The 20,744-nt window shown below is 74.4% G+C and carries 18 protein-coding genes; 11 read left to right on the top strand and 7 right to left on the bottom strand.

The window, feature by feature from the left end:
• Positions 1-9: 9 nt before the first annotated feature.
• Both ACN27C_RS22780 and ACN27C_RS22785 read left to right on the top strand, forming a co-directional pair.
• Positions 10-2,145 carry an SWIM zinc finger family protein gene (locus tag ACN27C_RS22780; RefSeq protein WP_364805026.1) on the top strand — a complete coding sequence of 712 codons (2,136 nt, stop codon included), beginning with the start codon at positions 10-12 and terminating at the stop codon, positions 2,143-2,145.
• A 34-nt stretch (positions 2,146-2,179) separates the two neighbouring features.
• A complete protein-coding gene (locus ACN27C_RS22785) occupies positions 2,180-3,160 on the top strand; it encodes a DNA polymerase domain-containing protein (protein WP_364805023.1) in 981 nt (326 codons plus the stop codon).
• Positions 3,161-3,165: 5 nt separating this feature from the next.
• On the opposite strand, the gene ACN27C_RS22790 is transcribed toward ACN27C_RS22785, so the two are convergent.
• Positions 3,166-3,672 (bottom strand): Lrp/AsnC family transcriptional regulator, encoded by a 507-nt coding sequence (locus ACN27C_RS22790; protein ID WP_030499924.1) that lies wholly within the window; start codon positions 3,670-3,672, stop codon positions 3,166-3,168.
• A gap of 72 nt (positions 3,673-3,744) precedes the next feature.
• On the opposite strand from ACN27C_RS22790, the gene pdhA reads away from it, so the two are divergent.
• The 4 genes from pdhA (at position 3,745) to ACN27C_RS22810 (ending at position 9,408) form a co-directional block, all read left to right on the top strand.
• A complete protein-coding gene (pdhA, locus tag ACN27C_RS22795; protein ID WP_422751665.1) occupies positions 3,745-4,944 on the top strand; it encodes a pyruvate dehydrogenase (acetyl-transferring) E1 component subunit alpha in 1,200 nt (399 codons plus the stop codon).
• Positions 4,944-5,948, top strand: a complete 1,005-nt coding sequence (locus ACN27C_RS22800) for an alpha-ketoacid dehydrogenase subunit beta (RefSeq protein WP_091417870.1) — start codon at positions 4,944-4,946, stop codon at positions 5,946-5,948. The genes pdhA and ACN27C_RS22800 overlap by 1 nt, the downstream gene beginning before the upstream one ends.
• A 53-nt stretch (positions 5,949-6,001) precedes the next feature.
• Complete coding sequence (locus ACN27C_RS22805) at positions 6,002-7,543, top strand: dihydrolipoamide acetyltransferase family protein (protein WP_120573753.1); 1,542 nt, start codon at positions 6,002-6,004, stop codon at positions 7,541-7,543.
• 593 nt (positions 7,544-8,136) lie between these two features.
• Positions 8,137-9,408 carry a L,D-transpeptidase gene (locus ACN27C_RS22810; protein WP_199733120.1) on the top strand — a complete coding sequence of 424 codons (1,272 nt, stop codon included), beginning with the start codon at positions 8,137-8,139 and terminating at the stop codon, positions 9,406-9,408.
• Positions 9,409-9,466: 58 nt separating this feature from the next.
• On the opposite strand, the gene ACN27C_RS22815 is transcribed toward ACN27C_RS22810, so the two are convergent.
• A complete protein-coding gene (locus ACN27C_RS22815; protein WP_422748018.1) occupies positions 9,467-10,486 on the bottom strand; it encodes an SMP-30/gluconolactonase/LRE family protein in 1,020 nt (339 codons plus the stop codon).
• A gap of 185 nt (positions 10,487-10,671) precedes the next feature.
• Here ACN27C_RS22815 and ACN27C_RS22820 point away from each other — a divergent pair, with 185 nt between their 5' ends.
• Positions 10,672-11,070, top strand: coding sequence for an STAS domain-containing protein (locus ACN27C_RS22820; protein ID WP_233586147.1), 399 nt, complete (start codon positions 10,672-10,674; stop codon positions 11,068-11,070).
• A 141-nt stretch (positions 11,071-11,211) separates the two neighbouring features.
• On the opposite strand, the gene ACN27C_RS22825 is transcribed toward ACN27C_RS22820, so the two are convergent.
• A complete protein-coding gene (locus ACN27C_RS22825) occupies positions 11,212-11,580 on the bottom strand; it encodes an FKBP-type peptidyl-prolyl cis-trans isomerase (RefSeq protein ID WP_120569670.1) in 369 nt (122 codons plus the stop codon).
• Between the two features lie 154 nt (positions 11,581-11,734).
• Positions 11,735-12,316 carry a hypothetical protein gene (locus tag ACN27C_RS22830; RefSeq protein WP_374667520.1) on the bottom strand — a complete coding sequence of 194 codons (582 nt, stop codon included), beginning with the start codon at positions 12,314-12,316 and terminating at the stop codon, positions 11,735-11,737.
• A 218-nt stretch (positions 12,317-12,534) separates the two neighbouring features.
• Between ACN27C_RS22830 and ACN27C_RS22835 the strand changes: the two genes are divergently transcribed.
• Positions 12,535-13,233: a CBS domain-containing protein gene (locus tag ACN27C_RS22835; RefSeq protein ID WP_120573754.1), complete on the top strand. Its 699-nt coding sequence runs from the start codon at positions 12,535-12,537 to the stop codon at positions 13,231-13,233.
• Between the two features lie 24 nt (positions 13,234-13,257).
• Here the strand turns inward: ACN27C_RS22835 and ACN27C_RS22840 are convergent, their stop codons facing one another.
• Positions 13,258-13,980, bottom strand: a complete 723-nt coding sequence (locus ACN27C_RS22840) for a helical backbone metal receptor (protein ID WP_422748023.1) — start codon at positions 13,978-13,980, stop codon at positions 13,258-13,260.
• A 32-nt stretch (positions 13,981-14,012) separates the two neighbouring features.
• Positions 14,013-15,104 (bottom strand): DICT sensory domain-containing protein, encoded by a 1,092-nt coding sequence (locus ACN27C_RS22845; RefSeq protein ID WP_120569673.1) that lies wholly within the window; start codon positions 15,102-15,104, stop codon positions 14,013-14,015.
• 106 nt (positions 15,105-15,210) lie between these two features.
• Here ACN27C_RS22845 and ACN27C_RS22850 point away from each other — a divergent pair, with 106 nt between their 5' ends.
• Positions 15,211-16,077, top strand: a complete 867-nt coding sequence (locus ACN27C_RS22850; RefSeq protein ID WP_422748025.1) for a hypothetical protein — start codon at positions 15,211-15,213, stop codon at positions 16,075-16,077.
• A gap of 257 nt (positions 16,078-16,334) precedes the next feature.
• Positions 16,335-17,612 carry a hypothetical protein gene (locus tag ACN27C_RS22855; protein ID WP_199733281.1) on the top strand — a complete coding sequence of 426 codons (1,278 nt, stop codon included), beginning with the start codon at positions 16,335-16,337 and terminating at the stop codon, positions 17,610-17,612.
• Between the two features lie 205 nt (positions 17,613-17,817).
• Here ACN27C_RS22855 and ACN27C_RS22860 read toward each other — a convergent pair whose 3' ends face one another.
• The gene (locus ACN27C_RS22860) at positions 17,818-18,165 is read right to left on the bottom strand and encodes a histone-like nucleoid-structuring protein Lsr2 (RefSeq protein ID WP_120573755.1); all 348 of its coding nucleotides are present in this window, start codon (positions 18,163-18,165) and stop codon (positions 17,818-17,820) included.
• Positions 18,166-18,399: 234 nt separating this feature from the next.
• Between ACN27C_RS22860 and lon the strand changes: the two genes are divergently transcribed.
• Complete coding sequence (gene lon, locus ACN27C_RS22865) at positions 18,400-20,736, top strand: endopeptidase La (protein WP_422748027.1); 2,337 nt, start codon at positions 18,400-18,402, stop codon at positions 20,734-20,736.
• The last annotated feature ends 8 nt before the right edge of the window (positions 20,737-20,744 follow it).

The raw sequence follows: 20,744 nt of genomic DNA on the forward strand, positions 1-20,744 counted from the left end.
AGACGAGGCATGACCCGCGCCGACCTGATCGCGCTCACCCCGGACGTGCTCGCCGCGCTGAGCAACAGGGGCCTGGTGAAACGTGCCACGAAGGAGGTCGACGCCGGTGAGCGGCCCACGCTCATCGAGGACACCGACGGCGCGGTGCGCGCGGCGTACCCGGACGGGGTGACTGTCACGCTCCCGCCTGGCGGCGGTGGCCTGGCGGCGGCCTGCTGCTCCTGCCCCGCGCCGGGCGTGTGCCGGCACCTGCTCGCCGTCGTGCTGACCTACCAGCGCACCCACGCCCACACCCCGGACCGCCAGGCCCCGCCCGACCGCGACGCCGCACCGGGCCACGACGCCGCCCCGGACCGGAAGGCCCCACCGGACGGGGAGGTCGCGCCGGGCTACGACACGGCAGGCGACCGGAAGGCCGCACCGAACCTGGAAGCCGCGCCGGACGGGCAGGCCGCGCCGGGCCGGGACGACGCCCGGGCCGGTGGCGAGCCGTGGCGGTGGTCGCCGGGCGACGTCACCGACGAGGAACTGGCCGCCGCGATCGGCGCACCAGCGCTCGCCGCCGCGCAGCGGCGCCGGCGGCGCGGCTACACCGCCGTGGTCCACCGGCCGGACGCCGCCGACCCGGTCCCGCGCGTGGAGCTGCCCACCGGCACGGTCCGCTTCCTGGTGCCCCGCCAGATCGGGTACGCGCGCGGCGACGCGGCCGACGACGGCGGCGAGGCGATCGCGCTCGCGGTGTGGGCGTGCCGGGCGGCCGACCGGGAACACCCGGACCGTCCCGAGGCACAGGTACGCGTCGGCGGTGCGGCCACCGTGACGGACCATCCGGCGCTGGACGCGGCGGTGACGCTGGCCGCCGACGTGCTGCTGACCGGGGCCGCGCACCTGGGTTCCGGGGTGGACGCCCGGCTGGCGGCGGTCCGGCGTGACCTCGACGCGGCCGGTCTGCGCTGGCCGCTGCTGGCGGTGGACGACCTGGCCGGGCAGCTGGAGGCGTACGCCGCGCGCGGCGCCCGCTACCGGCCGGAGACGTTCGCCGACCTGCTCGCCGAGCTGCCCGCCCGGCGGCGCGCGGTGGTCAACGCCGGCGCCACGCCACCGGAGCGGGTGCTGGGCACCCACGAGCCGGCGGAGACGCCGCTGCGGCGGGTACGCCTGACCGGCCTCGGCGCCCGGGTCCGGTGCAGCGGCGGGGAGGTGGGCGTGGACGTGGTGCTCGCCCACCCGGCGGCCGTCTCGGTGCTGGTGCTGCGCCGCGCCTACCCCGTCACCGACGACGGCACGCCCACGGGACACGAACTGGCCGGGCGGCGGGCCACCGGCGCCACGCTCGGCGCGCTCGCCACCGGCAACGTGGTCTCCGAGTCGGCGGTGCGCAGCGCCGCGCACCGGCTCCGGTTCGCCGCCGGCCGGCTGGCCCGTACCACAGTCACCCCCGGCACCGGGTCGTGGTCCGAGCTGCCGCCCGGCCTGCTCACCGGCGACCCGGACGCGCTCGCCGCCGAGCTGGCCGGCCGGCCACCCCGGCTGCTGCGCCCCCGGACCGCCGCCGAGGCCGTGCGGGTGCTCGCACTCGGCGAGGTGCGCGCCATCGGGTACGCGGCCGGTGAGCAGCGCCTCGACGCCACAGTGACCGGGGCCGACGGGGGCACGGCTACCGTCACCGCGACCCACCACGCCGCCGCACCGGGCGCACTCGACGCGCTCGCGGCGGCGCTCGACGGCACGCACGGGCCGCCGCGCTACGTCAGCGGGACGGTCCGCCGTGGCGCCGACGGACTCGTCGTCGAGCCGCTGGCGGTGGTCGCCGACGCGGTGGTCGTACCCGAGCTGGCGCCCGGTGCGGGCGACGGCCGGCTGGCCGGCGCGGTCGACGTCCGGCCCGACCCGGTCGCGGCCGCGTTGGGTACGGCGTCGGCGCTGCTCGCCCAGGCCGCGCACACCGGCCTGCGGCACCTGGCGGCCGGCTTCCCCGAGCGGCTGCGCACGACGGCGGCCGGTCTCGCCGGAGTCGGACTGGAGCGCTGCGGCGCGGCCCTGTCCGGCCTGGCCGGGACGCTCGGCGCCGACCCGGGCGAACCGGCGGTCCGGGCCTGGGTCGACGCCTGGATCCGGCTGTCGGTGACGACGGAGTCCCGGTGAGCCGGTCCCCACGGCCGGGAAGGATCGCTACGGTGTGACGGTGGCGACCACGGCGGCGCAGGAGATCCAGGTGGGGGAGCGGCTGGTCCGCGTCTCCAGCCCCGACAAGCCCTACTTCCCGGAGCGCGGGCTGACCAAGCTGGACGTGGTCCGCTACTTCCTGTCCGTCGGCGACGGCATCCTGCGCGCGCTGCAGGACCGGCCGACCATGCTGGAACGCTGGCCGCGCGGCGTGTTCGAGGGCGCCAAGGTCGCCACCCGGCAGACCAACAAGGGCGACGCGTTCTACCAGAAGCGGCTTCCGGCCGGCGCGCCCGACTGGGTGCGCACCGCGCACATCACGTTCCCCAGTGGCCGTACCGCCGACGAGGTGGCCCCGAGTGAGCTGGCCGTGGTGATCTGGGCGGCCAACCTGGGCACGCTGCGTTTCCACCCGTGGCCGGTGTCCAAGGACGACGTGGAACGCCCCGACCAGCTGCGCATCGACCTCGACCCGATGCCGGGCGTGGACTTCGCGCAGGTGGTGCCGGTGGCGCACGAGGTACGCGCGTTCCTGACGGAGCTGGGCCTGGAGGGCTTCCCGAAGACCACCGGCGGGCGCGGCATCCACGTCTACGTCTCCATCGAGCCGCGCTGGAGCTTCGGCGAGTGCCGGCGGGCGGTGCTCGCGCTGGGCCTGGAGATGCAGCGCCGCCTGCCCGACCTGGTCACCACCACCTGGTGGCGCGACCAGCGGGACCGGCCGGTCTTCGTCGACTACAACCAGATGGCCCGCGACCACACGATGACCTCGGCGTACTCGATCCGGCCGACGCCCGCGGCGCTGGTCTCGGCGCCGCTGGACTGGTCCGAGCTGGACGACGCCCGCCCGGAGGACTTCGACGTGCTCAGCATGCCCGCCCGGTTCGCCGAGCGGGGAGACCCGCATGCCGGGCTGGACGGGCGGCGGTACTCGCTGGAAGCGCTGCTGGAGCGGGCCGACGCCGAAGGGCTGGAGTCGCCGCCGGAACGCTGAGGCGGTCAGTCCCAGGGGCTCTGCGTGCCGTCGAACTCCTCGAACACCAGCCAGGTACGTGTGGACAGCACGCCGGCGATGCTCTGCACCCGGTCCAGCACCACGTCCCGCAGCGTCGCGTTGTCCGGCGCCCGGACCAGGGCGAGGACGTCGTGCTCGCCGCTGAGCAGCGCCGCGTGCTCGATGTAGCGCACCCGGGCCAGCTCCGCGGAGACCTCCCGCCAGGTGTTCTGCTCGATGGTGAGCGCGATGTACGCCGACGTGCCCAGCCCGGCCGGCTCCGGCGCGACCCGCGCGGTGAACCCGGTCAGCACGCCGTCGCGCAGCAGCCGCTCCACCCGGGCGTACGCGTTGGTGCGGGAGACGTGCACCCGTTCGGCGAGCGTACGGATCGACGTCCGGGCGTCGCGGACCAGCTCACGCAGGATCCGCCGGTCCACCTCGTCGAGCGGCCCGGCCGAACGTCCCGTTCCGCCCGCCGCGCCCGGTGTGGTGCCGGTCTCCTGGCTCACCTCAGCCGCCCTCCCGTGCCATTCGTCCCGCGTTCATCCCGCATGTTGAGTCAATCATCCACGACCGGGAGCATAGGGCCACCACACGTCCAGGAGGTCCCCGCCGTGACGACCACACCCCAGGCGGTCCGCAGGGCATCCCCGCGCACCCGCCGGAAGACCACCCCGGCCGCACCCGACCCGTCGGCCGGCTTCATGCCGCAGCGGGAACCGGTCCGGCTGCTCGAACCCGACGGGACCCCGCTGCCGGCCCGCGACGACTACCCGGAGCCGCCGGTCGAGACGCTGCGCGAGATGTACCGTCGCATGGTCGTCGGCCGCCGCTTCGACGTCCAGGCCACCGCGCTCACCAAGCAGGGCCGCCTCGCCGTCTACCCGTCCGCCCGTGGCCAGGAGGCGTGCCAGATCGGCGGCGTCCTCGCGCTGCGCGACACCGACTGGGTGTTCCCCACCTACCGCGAGTCGATGGCGCTGACCGCGCGCGGCCTCGACCCGGTCGAGGTGCTCACGCTGCTGCGCGGCGACTGGCACTGCGGGTACGACCCGGCCGTCACCCGCACCGCGCCGCAGTGCACCCCGCTCGCCACCCAGTGCGTGCACGCCGCCGGGCTGGCCTACGGCGAGTCGTACCAGGGCCGCGACACGGTGGCCCTGGCGTTCATCGGCGACGGCGCCACCAGCGAGGGCGACTTCCACGAGGGCATCAACTTCGCCGCCGTGTTCAAGGCGCCTGTCGTCTACCTGGTGCAGAACAACAAGTACGCGATCAGCGTGCCGCTGTCCCGGCAGACCGCCGCGCCGAGCCTCGCCTACAAGGGCGTCGGCTACGGCGTACCCAGCGAGCAGGTCGACGGCAACGACCCGGTGGCCGTCCTCGCGGTGCTGGAGCGCGCCGTGGCGCACGCCCGCGCCGGCAAGGGCCCCTACCTGATCGAGGCACACACCTACCGGATGGAGCCGCACACCAACGCCGACGACCAGACCCGCTACCGCGACGCCGACGAGGTGGAGGCGTGGCGTGACCGCGACCCGATCGCCCGGCTCGAGGCGTACCTGCGGGTCAAGGACGTGCTCGACGACGACGCCGTCGCGGCGATCGCCGCGGAGGCCGAGGAGTACGCCGCGGCGCTGCGCCGCCGGATGGACTCCCAGCCGACGGTGGACCCGCTGAGCCTGTTCGACCACGTGTACGCCGAGCCGACGCCGCAACTCGTCGAGCAGCGCGAGATGGTCCGGGCCGAACTGGCCGCCGACGCGGAGGGGGACGCCTGATGGCCACCATGACCATGGCGAAGGCGCTCAACGCCGCGCTCGCCGACGCGATGCTCGACGACGACCGCGTGCTCGTCTTCGGTGAGGACGTCGGCCAGCTCGGCGGCGTCTTCCGGATCACCGACGGGCTGCAGGCCCGCTTCGGCGACAAGCGCTGCTTCGACACCCCCCTCGCCGAGGCCGGCATCGTCGGGTTCGCCGTCGGCCTGGCCATGTCCGGGCTGCGGCCGGTGGTCGAGATGCAGTTCGACGCGTTCGCGTACCCGGCGTTCGAGCAGATCGCCTCGCACGTGGCGAAGCTGCGCAACCGCACCCGCGGCGCACTCAGCGTGCCGATCGTCATCCGCGTGCCCTACGCCGGCGGCATCGGCGGCGTGGAGCACCACTGCGACTCGTCCGAGGCGTACTACGCGCACACCCCCGGCCTGAAGGTGGTCACCCCGGCCACGGTCGACGACGCGTACTCGCTGCTGCGTGCCGCCATCGACGACCCCGACCCGGTCGTGTTCCTGGAGCCCAAGAAGCTCTACTTCACCAGCGCCGAGGCCGAGCTGCCGGCCCGTACCGCGCCGATCGGCACCGCCGTGGTGCGCCGCCCCGGCACCGACGCCACGCTGATCGCGTACGGCCCGGCGGTGCCGGTCGCACTGGCCGCCGCCGAGGCCGCCCGCGAGGAGGGCTGGGACCTGGAGGTCGTCGACGTCCGCAGCATTGTGCCGTTCGACGACGCCACCGTGACCGCCTCGGTACGCCGTACCGGCCGGTGCGTGGTGATCCAGGAGGCGCAGGGCTTCGCCGGTGTCGGCGCGGAAATCGCCGCCCGGGTGCAGGAGCGCTGCTTCCACGCCCTGCACGCCCCGGTGCTGCGGGTGTCCGGGCTGGACATCCCGTACCCGGCGCCGATGCTGGAGCACACCCACCTGCCCTCGGTCGACCGGGTGCTGGACACCGTGGCCCGGTTGCAGTGGGACGACCAGCCCGACACGCGGTGGGTGGCGGCATGACCGAACGCACCGAGCGGAGCGAGGGCCGTGTGGGCATGCCCGGCCGGCACGGCATGACAGCGGCGATCGGAACCCGCGACTTCCTCCTGCCCGACCTCGGGGAAGGGCTGAGCGAGGCGGAGATCGTCGAGTGGCGCGTGGCCGTCGGCGACGTGGTCACCGTGGACCAGACCGTGGTCGAGGTGGAGACCGCCAAGGCCGTGGTCGACGTGCCGTGCCCGTACGCCGGACGGGTCGTGGCCCTGCACGGCGCGGCCGGTGAGGTCCGCCCGGTGGGTCAGCCGCTGATCACCATCGCCCCGCTCGACGACGCCCCCGACCCGCACGCCACCTACCGCGAGGAGGAGCGGGCCGGGTCCGGCAACGTCCTGATCGGTTACGGTACCGGGCACGGCGGCACCGGCCGGCGGCGGCGCCGTCCGCGGCTGGCGCTGGCCCCCGAGCCCGGCACGCCGAACGCGACGGGCCTCGCGCCCAGCCCTGCCCCCGAGCACGGCACGCCGAACGCGGCGGGCCCCGTGCCCGGTCCGGCGTCCGCGTCCGGCTCTCCGGCCCCGGCGGCCTCTCCGGCCCTGGCGGGTTCGGCGCACGCGGGCTCTCCGGCCCCGGCGAGTCCGGGGCCAGCCGGTTCGCCGGCCCTGGGCGGCGTCCGGTCGGCGGACCGCACGGCCGAGCCGGCACCGACCGGTGGACCGGCGGCGCCGCTGGTCATCTCGCCGATCGTGCGGCGGCTCGCGAAGGAGCACGGCATCGACCTGGCGTCGCTGCGCGGCACCGGGCCGGGCGGCGTGATCCGCCGTGCGGACCTGGACGCGGCAGTGGCCGCCCCCGCTCCGGCGGCCCGGCTCGCGGCGGTGCCGGACGCCCCGGTCGCGCACGTCGGGCTCGCCCCGGCCGGCGACGGTGACACGGTCATCCCGCTCACCGGCATCCGCAAGGTGATCGCCGACAAGCTCTCCCGCAGCCGGCGGGAGATCCCCGAGGTGACCATCTGGGTCGACGTGGACGCCACCGGCCTGCTGGAGACGCGCGCCGCGATCAACGCGGCCACCCCTGACGCGCCGGTGAGCATCCTGGCGCTGCTGGCCCGGATCTGCCTCAGCGGCCTGCGGAGGTACCCGCAGCTCAACGCGCACGTCGACACCGAGGGACAGCGGATCGTGCAGTCCGCGGGCGTGCACCTGGGCATCGCGGCGCAGACCGACCGGGGCCTGGTCGTGCCCGTGGTACGCGACGCGCAGCGGCTCACCACCCGGGAACTGGCTGCCGCGCTCGCCGAGACCACGGCGGCCGCCCGGGCCGGCACGCTGCCACCGGCGCGGCTGACCGGCGGGACGTTCACGCTCAACAACTACGGCGTGTTCGGCGTGGACGGCTCCACGCCGATCATCAACCACCCGGAGGCGGCGCTGCTCGGCGTCGGCCGGATCGTCGACAAGCCGTGGGTGGTGGACGGGCAGCTCGCCGTCCGCAAGGTGACCCAGATCAGTCTCACGTTCGACCACCGGGTCTGCGACGGTGGCGTGGCCGGCGGCTTCCTGCGCCACGTCGCCGACTGCGTCGAGCAGCCCGCCCTGCTGGTAGCCAACGTCTGACCAACTCCTCCGGCCCCGGCCCTCACCAAGAGGGCCGGGGCCGCACCGTCCCCGCCGCCCCTCCGCGATCTTGCACTCGCTGCCCCCGACGTGCCCTGTTCGCCCCCTTCTGGAGGGCCGCAATCGCAAGATCGCGGCAGTGGCCCGGTGGCGTGGGCGAGAGCCCGGGTTGACTGACCCGCGGTACCCAGCGCTGTCCGTCTCGCGAGACGGTTGTGTCGCACGGTGGGACGGGCCGAGATCTTGGTAGGAAAGGGCCCTTCTGGGGGCCGTTTGGTACCAAGATCGCGCGGCATCGGCCCCCTGGCGCTCGCCGTCTCTGCGTCGATCATGAGGTTGACGGGGAGAAAGCGGGCATATCGAGCGGCTAACTTCATGATCGACGGGCCGGGCCGGCGCGGGGCGGGGGGGCGTGAGGCGGGTGCGAGCGGCGGGGAACCGGGCGGAGGGGGCGTGGGGCGCAAGCGGGGACGGGATTTACCTGTCCGGCACAATTCGCGCAGCTGTTTCCGAGCAATTCCGCCGAAGGTGCCACGGCGCGATCCCGGGCCTACAGAATGTGGGCGAGAGGGTTCGGAAATGGGGGGCGAAATATGTTTGCGAGGCGCCGACTGACGCTTTTCGCGATGACCGTCGCAGCCGCGCCGCTGGCGGTCGGCGCGTGTACCGCCGGCCCGAAGTCGGTGGCGAAGCGGGCCGAGGCCGCACCACCGTCGGTCTCCGTGTCGCCGGCCGACCGTACCCGGGACGTGCCGATCAGCGCGGAGGTGGGGACGAAGGTCAGCAACGGCAAGGTGACAGCCGTCAAGCTGACCGACGACAAGGGAAACGCGGTGCCGGCCCAGCCGCGCGAGGACGGCTCCGGCTGGGTGCCGGACCGGCCGCTTGCCAATTCCCGGACGTACACCGCGGAGGTGACCGCGACCGGCGATTCCGGCAAGACCGCCACGCAGAAGACGACGTTCACGACGATGGCCAAATCCACCAAACCGGCCGTCACCAGCGAATTGTATTTCCGGCCGAATCAGACGTACGGGACGGCGATGCCGGTCGTGCTCGGATTCGACCCGCCGATTCCGAAGGAGGCCCGCGCGGACGTCCAGCGGCGGCTGTTCGTGAAGACCGACCCGCCGCAGCCGGGCACCTGGTCCTGGGTGGCCGACGGCAAGCAGGCCGAGTACCGGGCGCCGGACCGGTGGAAGCCGGGCACGAAGATCAGCGTGCGCAGCGCGTTGCAAGGGCTGCCCATCGGCAAGGACGCGATCGGCGACTCCGACCGGGTCGCGAGCGCCAAGGTCGGCCGCCAGGTGACGCTCGACATCGACAACGGGACCAAGCAGATGACCGTCTACCAGGACGGCAAGGTGCTCAAGAAGATCCCGGTGAGTCTGGGCAAGGCGAGCACGCCGACGTCCAGCGGCAACATGGTGATCATGGAGAAGCACGAGCACACCACGTTCGACACCCGTGGTGAGCCCAACGGCGGCTACGTGGTCGACGTGGACGACGCCCAGCGGCTGACCTGGGGCGGCGAGTTCATCCACTCGGCGCCGTGGTCGGAGGGCGACCAGGGGAGCACGAACGTCTCGCACGGCTGCACCAACGTCTCGGCCACCGCCGCGGACTGGCTGATGGGCTTCACGCAGGTCGGTGACCTGGTGACGGTCAAGGGCACCGAGGTGAAGCTCGACCAGGGCAACGGGTTCACCGCCTGGAACGTCGGCTGGGACGAGTTCGCCAAGGGCAGCGCGCTGCCCGTACCGGCGGGGCTGAAGCCCACGCAGAGCGCCACGCCGCACCCGGGCGCGGTGGCCGGCGGGTCGTCACCGGCCCCGGCCCCCTCGCGGAGCAACAGCGGCGGCTGAACCTGGGGAGGAACGGCCACGGGGCCGGCCCGCGTTCGCGCGGGCCGGCCCGTCGTGCTCAGTCCAGGCCGACGCGGGCCACCCCGGTCGCGGTCAGGCTGCCCAGCCAGAGGTGGCGGCCGTGCTGCCGCACGCCGGTGACCATCGGGTACGCCCCGCTCGGGCCGTGCAGCGTGCGCAGCACCCGGCCGGTGCCGTCGACCAGCGCGACCAGCCCGTAGCGGCGCGGCTGCGGCTGCACCGCGCCGGGCAGCAGGGCCACGATCTGCCGCACTCGGGGGTGTGGCAGCAGCCGTTCCATGGCGCGCAGCCGAGGGCTGGGCAACGCGACCCAGTAGGTGCCGTCGCCGACCGCGGAGATGTTGTCCGGGTACGCGGGCAGGTCGGTGAGGACCGTGACCCGCCCGCTCGGCAGGTCCACCCGGAGCAGCCGGTGGGTGGCGGTCTCGGCGAGCATCAGCGCCGACTCGTCCGGGGTCAGCGCGAGCCCGTTGGGGAAGTAGAGCCCGTCCGCGACCACGTCGGTGCGCCCGGTGCCCCTGTCGTACGCGAGGATCCGCCCGTTGGGCCGGTGCTCCAGCAGGTCGCGCTTCCAGTGCGAGAGCGGGAACCGGTCGGACGAGTCGGTGAAGTAGACGGTGCCGTCGCGCGCCACCGCCGCGTTGTCGGCCAGGTGCACCGGCGGCGCGGTGCCGGTCAGCGCGTGCACCCGGCCGGCCGGGTCGACCCGCAGCAGTCCCCGGTATGCGTCGCAGACCAGCAACCCGCCGTCGACCGGATCGTGCTCGATGCCCAGCGGTCGTCCGCCGGTCTCGGCCAGCAGCGTGGGCGGGGTGCCGGGCGGGGAGTCGGCCGGCCACCACCAGAGCCGGCCGTCCTCGTCGCCGGTGACCACCCGGCCGTCGCCGTCGACCACCACGTCCTCCGGGCCGTGCCCGCCGGCCGGCAGCGGCAGCAGGTCGGCCCGGTCGAGCCGGGTGTCAGCGGGCGTCCAGGGGCCGGTGAGCGGCGGCGGCACCGTGGCCGGTTCGCGGACCGGCCGGATCAGTAGGGGGGCACGCGGGCGGGGGACGGCCATCGGCTCATTGTGGCCCGGCGGCGTCGCGCTGGGCAGTCCCCGACGGCGTTTCGCGGTGTCCGGCGCGGCGTGGCGTGGCGGCTGCGGGTTGACCCTGAGACGGCTCGGGGTCGGGTCCCGGACAGTACCCGGAGCCCCCGCCGCGAGGCCCGGAAATGTCGGTGGGGCCGGGTAGGTTTGGTCGCATGGTACACAGCGTTGAGCGCTTCCACGTGGCGATGGACGTGCACGATCACGTGGTCGAGCTGCGCCCGGTCGGCGAGATCGACATCGCCTCCGTGACGGCGTTCCGGGCCGCGCTCTGGGCGGCGCCGGCCCGGCCGGTGCTGCGGGTCGACCTGTCCGGTGTGCGGCTGCTCTCCGCCGCCGGGGTCCGCGCGCTGGTCGCCACCCACCTGCGGGTCCGGGCCCGCGGTGGCGAGTTGGTGCTCACCGATCCCGACCCGGTGGTGGCCCGGGTGCTGCGGGTGACCGGCCTGCACCGGGTGCTCCCGGTGCGCTGCTCCGACCGCTCGCAAGCCCTGCCCGGCCGCGCCCACGACCTGCCCGGCCGCGCCCACGACCTGGTGGCCTGCGCGGCCTGAGCCCGAGCGGGGCACCGGGCGGCCGGAGCACGAGCGGAGCCGCTGCGCGCCCCGGGCACGAACCGGGCCGCCGCGCGTCGGCCGGGCACCCGACGGGCCGCCGGCGCGAGTGCCGACGGCCCGACGTGGACGGCGCTGCGCTCAGCGCACGCCGAGCAGGTCCACCACGAAGACGAGCGTCTCGTTCGGCTTGATGACGCCACCCGCGCCCCGGGCGCCGTAGCCCAGGTGCGGCGGGATGGTGAGCCGGCGCCGGCCGCCCACCTTCATGCCCACGACGCCCTGGTCCCAGCCGGCGATGACCTGGCCGCCGCCGAGCGGGAACTCGAACGTCTCACCCCGGTTCCACGAGGCGTCGAACTCGCGGCCGTTCGAGTGGGCCACGCCCACGTAGTGCACGCTCACCAGTTGGCCCGGGCGGGCCTCCGGGCCGTCGCCGACGGTGATGTCCTCGACGACGAGATCGGCGGGCGGCGCGCCCTCGATCGGGCCGACCTCGGGCTTGTCCATGAGCGGGTCTCCTCGGGTGCTGACGGTGTGGTCACTGTCGATCCTGCCGGATCGCGACCGGCCGATACGCGCCGGTCCCCGCACACCGGAGTGGCGGGGACACGAAAGGGGGCGGGCGCCGCCTGTCGGCGACGCCCGCCCCGGGGCGAGCTGGTCACTTCAGCCAGGGGAGACGCTGGACCAGGGGGAGCCTCGCCCAGACCCGGCCGAGGCCGAGGGTGTTGCCGGCGCCCACCAGGGCCAGGCCGGCCAGCAGGCCCGCGTAGATGAGGTGGTCGTCCATGAAGGGGTTGTTCGCCGGGGGCAGCACCGCCGTCCACATCAGGACCAGGAGCAGACCGCCCGCGACCGCGGCGACCCGGATGCCGATGCCGAGCATCAGGGCGACACCGATGCCGAGCAGGCCGACCATGAACAGCGTGTCCGCCCAGGCCGCGCCGGCCAGGTTCTGGTAGAAGCCCGCGAACGGTCCCTCGACGGCGTTGCCGAGGAAGCCCTTGGTGGGGCTGCCGCCGTTGATCCAGGCGTTCTTCGCCGGGGTCTCGTGGCCGAGGCCGAACATCTTGTCGAGGAAGGCCCAGAGGAACACCCAGCCCAGGGCGAGCCGCAGACCGGCCCAGACGTACCGGGTGGCCTTCTGGCGGGTGGTCTCGGTGTGCGCCGCCGGAGCGATGGTGGCGGCGGGGGTCCGCTTGACGGCGGGGGTCCGCTCGATTGTCGCGGTCATTGTCTCCACGTCCCTTCCTGTGCCTCGCACCGCGCTTCCCGGTGGCACATTCATTCCACCGCCGCGCGGCGTCCGGGAGCAGGGCCGAGAGGTGCCCTCGTGACCGGGTCATTGGTCCCGTCCCGACCCGGTCCGGTCGGCCCGTCGCGGCCGGTCCGCCGCCCCTGACCAGGGCGCCCGCCGGCCGCCTACCGTCGCAGGTGGAGGCCCGGCACGAGGAGGTCGTGATGAGGACGTGGCAGGTGGCCGACGTGATGACCAGGGACGTCGCGACGGTGACGGAGGAGACCCCGTACCGCGAGGTGGTCGACGTGCTGGTCCGGCAGCGGATCAGCGGTGTGCCGGTGGTGGACTCGTTCCGCCGGGTGCTCGGGGTGATCTCCGAGGCGGACCTGCTGCACAAGGTGGAGCGGTCCGGCCACCCGGACGAGCGGCGGGTCTTCGAGGGGCGGCGCCGGCGTACCGCGCGGGAGAAGGCGGGCGCGCTCGTCGCCCGGGACCTGATGACCGCCCCGGCGGTCACCACCCACGAGCGGGCGTCGCTCGCGGCGACCGCCCGGCTGATGGACCAGGAGGCGGTGAAGCGGCTCCCCGTGCTGGACGACCTGGGCCGGCTCGCCGGCATCGTCACCCGCGGTGACCTGCTGCGCGTGCACCTGCGTACCGACGCGGAGATCCGCGAGGAGGTCGTGCACGAGGTGCTGCGCCGGGTGCTGTCGGTGCGCGACGGCCTGGTCACGGTCCAGGTCCGCGGCGGCGAGGTCACCATGGACGGGCGGTTGGACCGGCGCAGCGCCGTCGATCTGGCCGGCCGTCTCGCCGCCCAGGTCGCGGGCGTGGTCGCGGTGCACAACGCGATCGGGTACGACGTGGACGACACCACGCTGATGGAACTGGACCCGGTGCACGCCACCCCGGTGGCCTGAGCGCCGCCGCCCGGGCCCCACCGGTCAGGTGGGGCCCTCGGTGGCGAGCTGGGCGGCGAGCAGCGCCGGGGCCTCGGCCAGCGACGGGCCGTACCAGGTGAGGTGACGGCCGGACACCAGCGCCGCCGGCACGCCGGGGAACGCCTCCGGCCCGTCGTCGGCGGTGAACCGGTACGGCTCGTCGGGCAGCACCACCAGGTCCGGCGCCCGGGCGCGCAGCTCCTCCAGGCCCGGCCGGGGATAGCGGTCCGCGTCGTCGGCCCAGCCGTTGCGCACACCGAGCCGGGCCAGCACGTCCCCGGCGAACGTGTCCCGCCCCAGCACCACCCACGGCCGCCGCCACACCGGCACCACGGCGGTGCGGACCCGTCCCGGCGGCGGCAGCGCGGCCCACGCGCGGCGGGCCTCGCGCAGCCACGGCGGCTCGGCCGGCGCGCCGAGCGCGACCACCAGCTCACCGAGCTGGTCGAGGGCCTCCGGCACGGTACGCGGGAAGGTGACCCGGACCGGCACCCCGGCCGCGCGCAGCGCCTCGGCGTCGGCCAGCCGGTTCTCCTCCTCGTTGAGCAGCACCAGATCCGGCTCCAGCGCGAGCACCCGGTCCAGGTCGGGGTACTTCGTCCCGCCGACCCGGGCGACGTCCAGCCCGGCCGGATGGGTGCACCAGTCGGTCGCCCCGACCAGCACCTCCGGGCGGGTGGCCGCGACCGCCTCGGTCAGCGACGGTACCAGCGACACCACCCGCACCGCGTCTCCTCCCCTCGGGCCGGACCGGCCGGTCAGTGGGCCGGCGCGGCCACGGCGTCGGCGGTCTCCGTCGGCAGGCCCGCCACCGGCACGCCCTTGCGTACCGCCCAGTCGACCGCCGCGCGCAGGTCCGCGGTGGGCAGCGGCCGCCGGGTGGTCACCCCGACCGCCGCGTGCACGGTGTACGCCATGAACGGGTACGACCGGGCCAGCGCGCCGATGGCGTCGTGCAACCGGCGTACCACGTCCAGCGCCGCCGGCTCGTCGAGCCCCGGCAGGAGGAGCTGGAACTCGTTCTCGGTGACGCGCAGCGCGCGGTCGACCGGCCGCAGGACGGCGGTGATCGCGGTGAGCACGGCGTGCCCCTCCCGGGCGACACCGCGGCGGCCGAAGCGTTCCGGCGAGCCGGGCGGCGCGTCCACCCGCAGGCCGACGAGCGCCACCGGCAGCGTGCCGGAGGCGGTCACCCCGTCCGCGCCGGACCACCGGGCCAGGCCGGGTTCGTCCAGCATCGCCTCGGCCGGCTCGACCGGCTGGTCGTTCCGGTCGCCGCGGCGGGCCAGCAGCCGCAGCGCCGCCTCGGCGCGGGGTTCGCCCGGCCCGGCCGGGATGTCCCGTACCCGGGCGATCGCCTCGTCCAGCGCGGTACGCGCCGCGGCGGGCAGCCGCTCGGCGAGCTGTTCGCGCAGCCGGATCGCCTCGTGCAGCGCCTCGTCGCGGCGGAAACCCCAGCGCCCCTCGAACAGGCGGCCGGACTCCAGCGTCGGCGCGGGCACCACGTCGGCCCGGTCGTGCGCGACGAGTGTGGCGCCGAAACGTGGGCTCAGGGCCACCACCGTCCACTCCCGGGCCAGCGCCTCCGCCTCGTCCAGCGCCACGCCGTAGGCGCCCTCGGGCAGGTCGGGCGGCGGGCCGCCGACCATCGCCACCACCGTCACGGCGGCGCGGCCGGCGATGCGCCGGTAGACCTCGCGCTCCCGGGCGAAGTACGGCAGCCGCTGGAACAGCGCGAGCACGACGAGCGGGCCGTCCTCGGCCTCGGCGAGCGCGGCGCGTTCGATGGCATGGGAGACGGCGACGAGACTGCGTTTGGTGAACTGTTCCGGGGTCCGTCCGCTGGGCACGGGCAGAGCCTAGAGGGACGGGCGCGGTAGCGCACCGGTCGGCCGGACCGGTCCTGCCGCACCGCCTACACTCGGGCGTCGACCGGACGAGGGGGATCGGGGCGAGATGACGAGCACAGGCAGCGTGACCGCCTCCTGGCTGCGGCCGATCCCGCCCGGTGTCGCGCCGTCCCTGGTCCGTGCCGGCCACCTCGGCCACGCCGGGCGACGGCTCGGTGAGCTGGTGCAGGGCCGCCCGCCGGGGGTCACCGGCAGCCAGTGGAGCACCGCCGGGCGGGCGGCGCTCGACCTGGTGGTCTGCGCCGCCGACACCGGGCTGCCGCGCTTCGCGGTGCGGTTCACCGCGCCCGCCGGCGACGGATCGCCCGCGCGGCGGGAGGAACGGCTGACCGACGCCGTCTGCGTCGCCGTCGGCCTGCCGCTGCTGCGCGTCGAGTCGCCGACGCTGGGCGGCGCGGAACAGGCCCGCCGGTTCGCCGAGTACGTGCTGGACGCGCGGGCCTACGCCGACGGCACCGACCCGGACGGCGGCGACGCGGTCGGCTTCCGGGACATCGTCGGCCGGTTGCCGGACGGCCGGCAGGGACCGGTGAACGACCTGGGCGCGCTGGCCCGGGTCGAGGCGGTCGAGGCGTACGTGGCGGGCCGGATCGCCGACCCGATCGTGCGCGGCCTGCACGTGCGCTGGACCGGCGGCCCGGCGGAGGGCTGGGCCTGGGTCGAGGTGCGGCCCGGCCGCTGCCTGCTGGAGCGGGTCCGGCTGACCGCGCGCGGCTTCTCCTGCGGCGTCGACCCGGGCCGGCTCGCCGAGGACCTGGCCGTGGTGGCGCTGGGGGAGCGGCTGCGTGACCTCGACGCCGCCGCGCCGTCCCTGCTGGACCGTGACGAGCTTCTCCGGCGGGTACGTGCGCTGGCCGCGCGGCGGGACTCCTTCGACGGCGGCTTCGCCTTCGATCACCTCTGCGCCGACTGAACCGTCCTCGCCGGCGACCACGGCGACTTTCGATTTTTTTTCCGATCTCCGGTTGAACCTTCGCCGACGGCGCTCCGTACCTCATCGGGAATGGACGCAGATCTTCCCCGCCGCGCCGCCGACGGCGCGGAGACGGTGCGGAAAGGGCATCGTCGGCCATTGACGTGCGACCGAGCGTCGCAGTGATCTCACACCCCGAATTCGTCGGTCCGCCGGGATCACCAGTCAACTACCGGATCGAGAAGGAGAGCAATTCGATGCGCAGGTCCACACGGGCGCGCCGGTCATCCGGTAACGCGCGGAGCAAGCGGTTGCTGGCGGTTGTCGGCACGCTCGCGGTCTTCGGCGGCATCGTCGCCGTCACCCAGATCTCGTCCGCCCAGGACCGGCGGACGACCACCCGCGCCGCGTCGGCGTCCTGCGTGCCCGCGAGCCCGGGGGCGACCGCCCCGAACGGCCAGGGCAGCACCACCCGTACCTGGCAGAACGGCCGCTGGGTCCGCAGCCACTGGGGCGACGGCCAGATGTCACCGGCCGAGTGTCAGCAGACCAACGCGGGCGGCGCCGGCGCCGGCACCCCGACCGTGGCCTGCCCGGACGTCCGCGGCCGGCTGCCGCAGGTGCCCGACCGGGCGCGCGCCGAGGTGGACCGCACCCTGGCGCTGCTGGAGTCGCAGATCGCCGACGCGAACCGGCGGCTCGCCGCGGACGGCCGCAACGGCGGCGACTTCATCAACAACGCGATCCTGCGTCCGCTCGCGGACAAGCGCACCGCGGCGCTCAACCGGATCGCCACCGCCATCGGCCGGGTCGCCCAGCGCCCGCAGGGCCTGGACCAGCTCGCCCAGTGCGCGCTGACCGACACTCCCGGCACCGGCGGCGGCCAGAACGGCGGCAACAACAACGGCGGCAACAACGGGGGCCAGAACGGCGGCCAGAACGGCGGCGGGAACAACAACGGCGGTGGCCAGAACAACGGCGGCGGCAACGGCCTGAACGTGCTCGCCAAGGACTGCTCCGGCAGCCAGCTCCAGGCGCACGACGGTTTCCAGAACGGCAACCGGTGCGTGAGCACCGCATTCGGTGAGGTGGGCGCCGCGGCGAACAACCCGTCGCTGCTGATCACGCAGTTCCCGAACCAGGTGCGGCGCAACCAGCCGTTCACGCTCCGGGTCACCACCAAGAACCTGGTGCGCGACCGCTTCCTCGCCGCCGGCCAGGGTGGCTACTACCTGGAGAGCTCGCTGCTCAACGGTCAGGGCCTGGTACGCGGTCACTTCCACACCGCCTGCCGGATGCTCGGCAGCACCCGGCAGCCTCCGAACCCGCAGGACGTGCCGGCCTTCTTCGTCGCCACCGAGGACGGGCGGGGCGGTGATCAGCCGGACGACGTGCTGATCCAGATCCCGGGCCTGGCGCAGTCGGGCGTGGCGCAGTGCGCGGTCTGGGCCGGTGACGGCTCGCACCGCATCCCGATGATGGAGCGGGCCAACCAGACCCCCGCCATCGACGTGGTGCGCATCCGGGTCAACTGAGCCGGCGAACGGCCGCGGCCGTCCGGGGGACTTCTCCGGGCGGCCGCGGCCGTTCCCGCGTACGGCACGGTGGGAGGTGATCCCGGAAGAAATTTCGTGCCGGCGGTATCCAGCCGGATGAAAAGCGCCGACCACAGAAAGCCGATCGGGGCCACACCGATTTCTCAGCGTGACCCCGGGATGCCCGACGGTGAACCGGTGACGGTCAGCGGTTCTTGTACGCCTCGACCACCGACACCGGGATGCGCCCGCGCTCGGAAATCTCGAACCCGTTCTTGGCGGCCCATTCCCGGATGGCGCGGTTCTGCTCGCGGTCCATTCCCGAGGTGCTCGGCCGGGAGGTGCGGCGGGCGCCGCGGGTGACCTCGGTCGCTCCCCGGCCGATTCGCCTGCCAGCGCTGATGTACGGATCCAGCGCCTTGCGCAGGACGCCCGCGTTCTCGTCGGAGACGTCGATCGTGTACGCCACGCCGTCCAGGCTGAACTCGACGGTCCGATCGGCCTTTCCGCCGTCGAGGTCGTCGGTCAGAACGGTGATTACTTTCCTTGCCATCGCCATTACTCCCTGTGTCGGGCGGGGTGTGGCTAAGAGTTTGACCTACCGCGCGGTAATTCCGCAACAATAGTCGGCTGTTTCCATTCGGCGGGTCGCGGTAAACGGTGCCGCCATTGGGTGCGCGGCGCGGGAACGAGGCGCTCGGGAGTGGCGTGGGTCACAACCCGGAACAAGGGACACGTTTTGTTACTTGAGCCAGACACGCTCAACCAACGTGATGGCAGGTGTTCGATGGCAACTCTTCCGGTACTTCCTCTGACCGACGCCGTCCTGCTGCCCGGGATGGTCATCCCGGTGACCCTCGACCCGACCACCCAGGCCGCCGTCGACGCGGCGCGCGCCACCGGCGACAAGGAACTCCTGGCCGTACCCCGCATCGACGGCGAGTACGGCTCCGTCGGCGTGGTCGCCACGATCGAGAAGGTGGGCCGGCTGCCGAGCGGCGAGCCGGCGGCGGTCATCCGCGGTCTGGCCCGCGCCCGTATCGGCTCCGGCGTGCCCGGCCCCGGCGCCGCGCTCTGGGTCGAGGCGACCGCACTCGACGAGCCCGCACCGGCGGGCCGCGCCCGGGAACTCGCCCGCGAGTACCGCGCGCTCATGACGTCCGTGCTGCAACAGCGCGGCGCCTGGCAGGTGATCGACGCCATGGAGCGGATGACCGACCTGTCCGAGCTGGCCGACTCGGCCGGTTACGCGCCCTGGCTCAGCCTGACGCAGAAGACCGAACTGCTCGCCGCGCCGGACGTCACCGCCCGGCTGGAACTGCTCGTCGGCTGGGTGAAGGAACACCTGGCCGAGCAGGAGGTCACCGAGCAGATCAACAGCGACGTCCGCGAAGGGCTGGAGAAGTCCCAGCGGGAGTTCCTGCTCCGCCAGCAGCTCGCCGCGATCCGCAAGGAACTCGGCGAGGACGAGCCGGACGGCTCCGCCGACTACCGCTCCCGGGTGGAGTCCGCCGACCTGCCGGAGAAGGTACGCGAGGCGGCGCTGCGCGAGGTCGGCAAGCTGGAGCGGGCAAGCGACGCCTCACCCGAGGCGGGCTGGATCCGCACCTGGCTGGACACCGTCCTGGAGATGCCGTGGAGCACGCGTACCCAGGACAACACGGACCTGGCCGCGGCCCGGGCCGTGCTCGACGCCGACCACGCCGGCCTGGCCGACGTGAAGGACCGCATCCTGGAGTACCTCGCGGTGCGCAACCGGCGCGCGGAGCGCAACCTCGGCGTGGTCGGCGGACGCGGCTCCGGCGCGGTGCTGGCCCTGGCCGGCCCGCCCGGTGTCGGCAAGACCAGCCTCGGCGAGTCGGTCGCCCGGGCGCTGGGCCGCAACTTCGTCCGCGTCTCCCTCGGCGGTGTCCGGGACGAGGCGGAGATCCGCGGCCACCGGCGCACCTACGTCGGCGCGCTGCCCGGCCGGATCGTGCGGGCGCTGCGCGAGGCCGGCTCGATGAACCCGGTCGTGCTGCTCGACGAGATCGACAAGCTGGCCGCCGGCTACTCCGGTGACCCGGCGGCGGCCCTGCTGGAGGTGCTCGACCCGGCGCAGAACCACACGTTCCGCGACCACTACCTGGAGGTCGACCTCGACCTGTCCGACGTGCTGTTCCTGGCCACCGCCAACGTGGTCGAGGCGATCCCCGGCCCGCTGCTGGACCGGATGGAACTCGTCGCGCTGGACGGCTACACCGAGGACGAGAAGGTCGCCATCGCCCGGGACCACCTGCTGCCTCGGCAGCGGGACCGGGCCGGGCTGACCGCCGAGGAGGTGACCGTCGCCGACGAGGCGCTGGCGCTGATCGCGGGCGAGTACACCCGGGAGGCCGGCGTCCGGCAGCTCGAACGGGCCCTCGCGAAGATCCTGCGCAAGGTCGCCGTCGCGCTCGCCGAGGACTCCGCGCCGGTACACGTCGACGCCGGCAACCTGGCCCGCTACCTGGGCCGGCCGAAGTTCACCCCGGAGTCGGCCGAGCGGACCGCCGTGCCCGGCGTGGCGACCGGCCTGGCCGTCACCGGCGCCGGTGGCGACGTGCTGTTCATCGAGGCCACCACGATGGAGGGCGAGCCGGGGCTGACGCTCACCGGCCAGCTCGGCGACGTGATGAAGGAGTCCGCGCACATCGCGTGGTCGTACCTGCGGTCGAACGGACGGCGGTACGGCCTGGACCCGAACGCCCTGGCCGGGCGGCGGATCCACCTGCACGTCCCGGCGGGCGCGGTGCCCAAGGACGGCCCGAGCGCCGGCATCACCATGGTGACCGCGCTGGCGTCCCTGGTGACCGGGCGGCCGGTGCGGCCCGAGTTCGGGATGACCGGCGAGGTGACGCTCTCCGGCCGGGTGCTGCCGATCGGCGGGGTGAAGCAGAAGCTGCTCGCCGCGCACCGGGCCGGTCTCACCGAGGTGATCATCCCGAAGCGCAACGAGCCGGACCTGGACGACCTGCCGGCCGAGGTGCGGGAGGCGCTGACCGTGCACACCCTGTCCGACGTGGCGGACGTGCTCGCGCTGGCGCTGCGCCCGGTCGAGATCGACACGGAGTCGCTGGACGGTCCGGCGCTCGCCGCGGCCTGACGACCGAT

Source organism: Micromonospora sp. WMMD1219, assembly GCF_049315215.1.
In the GTDB taxonomy this organism is placed as follows: domain Bacteria; phylum Actinomycetota; class Actinomycetes; order Mycobacteriales; family Micromonosporaceae; genus Micromonospora; species Micromonospora tulbaghiae.

What these genes read in the sequence shown, in the direction of transcription:
- lon (WP_422748027.1), top strand. Translation starts at nt 18,400, where the DNA reads ATGGCAACTCTTCCGGTACTTCCTCTGACCGACGCCGTCCTGCTGCCC.
- ACN27C_RS22860 (WP_120573755.1), bottom strand. Translation starts at nt 18,165, where the DNA reads ATGGCAAGGAAAGTAATCACCGTTCTGACCGACGACCTCGACGGCGGA.
- ACN27C_RS22810 (WP_199733120.1), top strand. Translation starts at nt 8,137, where the DNA reads ATGTTTGCGAGGCGCCGACTGACGCTTTTCGCGATGACCGTCGCAGCC.
- ACN27C_RS22800 (WP_091417870.1), top strand. Translation starts at nt 4,944, where the DNA reads ATGGCCACCATGACCATGGCGAAGGCGCTCAACGCCGCGCTCGCCGAC.
- ACN27C_RS22825 (WP_120569670.1), bottom strand. Translation starts at nt 11,580, where the DNA reads ATGGACAAGCCCGAGGTCGGCCCGATCGAGGGCGCGCCGCCCGCCGAT.
- ACN27C_RS22805 (WP_120573753.1), top strand. Translation starts at nt 6,002, where the DNA reads ATGACAGCGGCGATCGGAACCCGCGACTTCCTCCTGCCCGACCTCGGG.
- ACN27C_RS22780 (WP_364805026.1), top strand. Translation starts at nt 10, where the DNA reads ATGACCCGCGCCGACCTGATCGCGCTCACCCCGGACGTGCTCGCCGCG.
- ACN27C_RS22850 (WP_422748025.1), top strand. Translation starts at nt 15,211, where the DNA reads ATGACGAGCACAGGCAGCGTGACCGCCTCCTGGCTGCGGCCGATCCCG.
- ACN27C_RS22835 (WP_120573754.1), top strand. Translation starts at nt 12,535, where the DNA reads ATGAGGACGTGGCAGGTGGCCGACGTGATGACCAGGGACGTCGCGACG.
- ACN27C_RS22820 (WP_233586147.1), top strand. Translation starts at nt 10,672, where the DNA reads ATGGTACACAGCGTTGAGCGCTTCCACGTGGCGATGGACGTGCACGAT.
- ACN27C_RS22815 (WP_422748018.1), bottom strand. Translation starts at nt 10,486, where the DNA reads ATGGCCGTCCCCCGCCCGCGTGCCCCCCTACTGATCCGGCCGGTCCGC.
- ACN27C_RS22855 (WP_199733281.1), top strand. Translation starts at nt 16,335, where the DNA reads ATGCGCAGGTCCACACGGGCGCGCCGGTCATCCGGTAACGCGCGGAGC.